4 protein-coding genes are annotated in these 4,344 nt (G+C 69.4%); 2 read left to right on the top strand and 2 right to left on the bottom strand.

What is annotated here, in order from left to right:
* Positions 1-468 (top strand): SAM-dependent methyltransferase (locus C667_RS20715; protein ID WP_004381552.1); only part of this gene is annotated, 468 nt, incomplete at its 5' end.
* Between the two features lie 15 nt (positions 469-483).
* On the opposite strand, the gene C667_RS20710 is transcribed toward C667_RS20715, so the two are convergent.
* Positions 484-1,140, bottom strand: coding sequence for an HAD-IA family hydrolase (locus tag C667_RS20710; RefSeq protein ID WP_004381550.1), 657 nt, complete (start codon positions 1,138-1,140; stop codon positions 484-486).
* Entirely contained in the window at positions 1,133-2,092 is a 960-nt protein-coding gene (locus tag C667_RS20705; RefSeq protein ID WP_004381548.1) for an RluA family pseudouridine synthase, read from the bottom strand. Before C667_RS20705 ends, C667_RS20710 begins: the two co-directional genes overlap by 8 nt.
* A gap of 451 nt (positions 2,093-2,543) precedes the next feature.
* Between C667_RS20705 and C667_RS20700 the strand changes: the two genes are divergently transcribed.
* Positions 2,544-4,344 (top strand): Rne/Rng family ribonuclease (locus tag C667_RS20700; protein WP_004381546.1); only part of this gene is annotated, 1,801 nt, incomplete at its 3' end.

Raw genomic sequence — 4,344 nt, 5'->3', positions numbered from 1 at the left:
CTTGGCGGCGCCGACCTCGGCCTGCTCTCCGACGCCGGCTGCCCGGCGGTGGCCGACCCCGGCGCCCGCCTGGTGGCGCGCGCGCACGCCCTCGGCATCCGCGTCGTGCCGCTGGTCGGGCCCTCCTCCATCCTGCTCGGGCTGATGGGCTCGGGGCTCAACGGCCAGAGCTTCGCCTTCCATGGCTACCTGCCGGTGGCCGAGGGCGAGCGCGACGCCGCGCTGCGCGCGCTGGAGGACGAGTCGCGCAAGCTCGGACGCACGCAGATCTTCATCGAGACGCCTTATCGCAACGAGCGCATGTTCGAGGCGCTGTTACGCACGCTGAAGCCCGAAACCCGCCTGTGCGTGGCCTGCGAGCTCAACTCCGCAGGCGAGCTGCTCCTCACCCGCACGCTGCGCGAGTGGAAGAAGGCCGCGCGCCCCGCGCTCGCGCGCCGCCCCGCGCTCTTCCTGCTGCTGGCCTGATCGCCGCTGCGCAGCTCAGGCGTTGGCGAGCAGCCAGCCCGCGAGCTCGCCCGGCGTGCGCACGCAGGCGAGCGGAGATTCCGCCACCAGCACCTCCACCGGATGCGCGCCGAAGCCCACCGCCAGCCCGGCGGTGCGCGCGTTCTTCGCCATCTGCAGGTCGTGGGTGGTGTCGCCGATCATCAGGGTGCGCTGCGGCGCCACGCCGAGCTCGTCCATGAGCTCTTCGAGCATGGCCGGATGCGGCTTGGAGAAGCACTCGTCAGCGCAGCGCGTGGCGTGGAAGTAGCGCCCCAGCCCGGTGTGACCGAGCGCGCGATTCAGGCCCACGCGGCTCTTGCCGGTGGCGACCGCGAGCAGGTGGCCGCGCCCGGCGAGCGCGTCGATCAGCGCATCGACGCCCTCGAAGAGGCCGAGCTCGTGGTCAGAGGACAGGTAGTGGTGGCGGTAGCGCTCCACCATGCGCGGATAGGCCGCCTCCTCCAGGTCGGGGACCGCGTGGCGCAGCGCGTCGCCCAGGCCGAGGCCGATCACGTAGCGCGCGCGCTCCTCGGGCGGCGGGGGCAGGTCGAGGTCGCGCGCCGCGGCCTGCATCGCACGCACGATGGCGGCGGCCGAGTCCATCAGGGTGCCGTCCCAGTCGAAGACGATCAGGTCGAAGCGTTCAGCCATGTTTGTTCTCCGCGGCGTCGAGCCGGTCGAGGAAGGATTGCAGGTCCGCGGGCAGCGGCGACTCGAAGGCGAGCGGCTCGCCGGTGAGCGGGTGGACGAAGCGCAGCTGCGCCGCGTGCAGGAACATGCGCCGCAAGCCCTCGCCCTCGAGGCGCTTGTTGAGCGCGAAGTCGCCGTACTTGTCATCGCCGCACAGCGCGAAGCCGAGGTGGGCCAGATGCACGCGGATCTGATGCGTGCGCCCGGTCTTGAGTTCCACCTCGAGCAGGCTGTAGTCGCGCCAGCGCCGCACCAGGCGCACGATGCTGTGCGCCGCCTTGCCGTCGTCGGCGACGCGCACGCGGCGCTCGCCCTCGGCGGTCAGGTACTTGAACAGCGCCGCCTTGACGTGCTGCAGCGGGTTCGACCAGCGCCCCGGCACCAGGGTGAGGTAGCGCTTCTGCACCGCGCCTTCGCGCATCATGTCGTGCAGCGCGGTGAGCGCCGAGCGCTTCTTCGCCACGATCAGCAGGCCCGAGGTCTCGCGGTCGAGGCGGTGCGCGAGCTCGAGCATGCGCAGCTCGGGGCGCTGCACGCGCAGCTGCTCGATCACGCCGTAGCTCACGCCGCTGCCCCCATGCACCGCCTTTCCCGAAGGCTTGTCGATCAGCAGCAGCGCGTCGTCCTCATACACCACCGGCAGCGGCTTGCCCGCCGGCGCGGGTGCGGCGTGGGTCGGCTCGGCGATGCGGATCGGCGGGATGCGCACCTCGTCGCCCTCCTTCAGGCGGTAGGTCTGCTGCACGCGACCTCCATTCACCCGCACCTCGCCGCTGCGCAGGATGCGATAGACGTGGCTCTTGGGCACGCCCTTGGCGATGCGCAGGAGGTAGTTGTCGATGCGCTGGCCTGCCGCGGCCTCGTCGATGCGCTCGTGGCGAACCGCGATCGCTTTGCCTTCAATCGTCGTCATGAAATATACTTTCGCGCGGTTGAACCGGTCGCTGCCACCCAAGTGCGGCGCGTCAGCAGTCCGTCAGGTCGAAACACCTGCTCCGGACGACGCGCGCAGACTGCTGGCAAAGAGCCCTGAAGAGCGCTCCCGGTCACAACCCTTGCCCGCCATCCAAGGCCGAAAAGGCGCCGATGGTAACGCAAGCGATCCCCTTCGACACACCCATCCAGCCCCCGGGTTGGATTTTGACGCGCGAGTCACCGACGCAGGATCAAATGTTCCGGCCACGCAGCCGCTCCGGCACCGCGGGCGGGAACAAGAGAAATTCGACCAGCCGACCCATCACAGCCCTGTTAACCCACCGGATGAAAGCAGCAGCAGCCCTACCCAATCGCTCCTGATCCCGGAAAGCGCGATGGTGCGCGCCGTTCGTCCTGCCCGTGTGTCCTTTCGCGGGAGAACGATCCAAATGAAGCGCATGCTTTTCAATGCGACGCAGGCCGAAGAACTGCGCGTCGCGATCGTGGACGGTCAGAAACTGATCGACCTCGATATCGAATCGGCCGCCAAGGAAGAACGCAAGAGCAACATCTACAAGGCGGTCATCACCCGCATCGAGCCCAGCCTCGAGGCGGCCTTCGTCGACTATGGCGCCGACCGCCACGGCTTCCTGCCGTTCAAGGAGATCTCGCGTTCCTACTTCCAGCCCGGCGTGGACGCCGGCAAGGCCTCGATCAAGGAGGCCCTGAAGGAAGGCCAGGAGCTCATCGTCCAGGTCGAGAAGGACGAGCGCGGCAACAAGGGCGCGGCGCTCACCACCTACATCTCGCTCGCCGGCCGCTACCTGGTGCTGATGCCCAACAACCCGCGCGGCGGCGGCGTCTCGCGTCGCGTCGAGGGTGACGAGCGCGCCGAGCTGCGCGAGAACATGGACCAGCTCGACGTACCCCAGGGCATGAGCCTGATCGCCCGCACCGCCGCCATCGGCCGCAGCGCCGAAGAGCTGCAGTGGGACCTCAACTACCTGCTGCAGCTGTGGACCGCGATCGAGGGCGCTGCGCAGGGCCAGTCCGGCGCCTTCCTGATCTACCAGGAAGGCAGCCTGGTCATCCGCGCGATCCGCGACTACTTCCAGCCCGACATCGGCGAGATCCTCATCGACACCGACGACATCTACGAGCAGGCCACGCAGTTCATGGCCCACGTGATGCCGGGCAACGTCGCGCGCGTGAAGCGCTACAGCGACGACGTGCCGCTGTTCTCGCGCTTCCAGATCGAGCACCAGATCGAGTCCGCCTACTCGCGCCAGGTGAACCTGCCCTCGGGCGGCGCCGTGGTCATCGACCACACCGAGGCGCTGGTCTCGATCGACGTCAACTCCGGCCGCGCCACCAAGGGCTCGGACATCGAGGAGACGGCCTTCCGCACCAACTGCGAAGCCGCCGACGAGATCGCCCGCCAGCTGCGCCTGCGCGACCTCGGCGGCCTCATCGTCATCGACTTCATCGACATGGAAGCGGCCAAGAACCAGCGCGAGGTCGAGAACCGCCTGCGCGACGCCCTGCGCCACGACCGCGCGCGCGTGCAGACCGGCAAGATCAGCCGCTTCGGCCTGCTCGAGCTGTCGCGCCAGCGCCTGCGCCCGGCGCTCGCCGAGACCAGCTACATCACCTGCCCGCGCTGCAACGGCACCGGCCACATCCGCAGCACCGAGTCGTCCGCGCTGCACATCGTGCGCATCCTCGAAGAAGAGGCGATGAAGGACAACACCGGCGCGGTGCACCTGCAGGTGCCGGTCGATGTCGCCACCTTCCTGCTCAACGAGAAGCGCGTCGACATCGCCCGCATCGAGATGCGCCACAAGGTGCAGCTCATCATCGTGCCCAACCGCCACCTCGAGACGCCGGCGCACGAGATCATCCGCCTGCGCCACGACCAGCTCAACGCCGAGGACATCGCCCTGGCGAGCTACCAGATGGTGCAGAAGCCCGCCGAAGAAGACGAGCGCCTGCCCTCCAAGGCCAACGAACGCCCGGCACGCCCCGAAGCCGCGGTGAAGGGGATCGCCCCCGCGCAGCCCGCACCGATGGCCGTACCCGAGGCAGCCCCCGTCGAGGCAGCGCCGGCGCCCGAGCCCAAGGGCCTGATCGCGCGCATCATGGGCTGGTTCTCCGGCGGCAAGACCGCACCGGCGCCCGCCCCCGCTGCGGTGGCCGAAGAGGCCCCCAAGCGCGAGCCGCGTCCGCGCGGCGAGCGCAGCGGCGAAGGCC

Source organism: Thauera phenylacetica B4P, assembly GCF_000310225.1.
In the GTDB taxonomy this organism is placed as follows: domain Bacteria; phylum Pseudomonadota; class Gammaproteobacteria; order Burkholderiales; family Rhodocyclaceae; genus Thauera; species Thauera phenylacetica.
The sequence above is the reverse complement of the archived record's forward strand: the minus strand, read 5'-3'. Positions and strand labels throughout refer to the sequence as shown.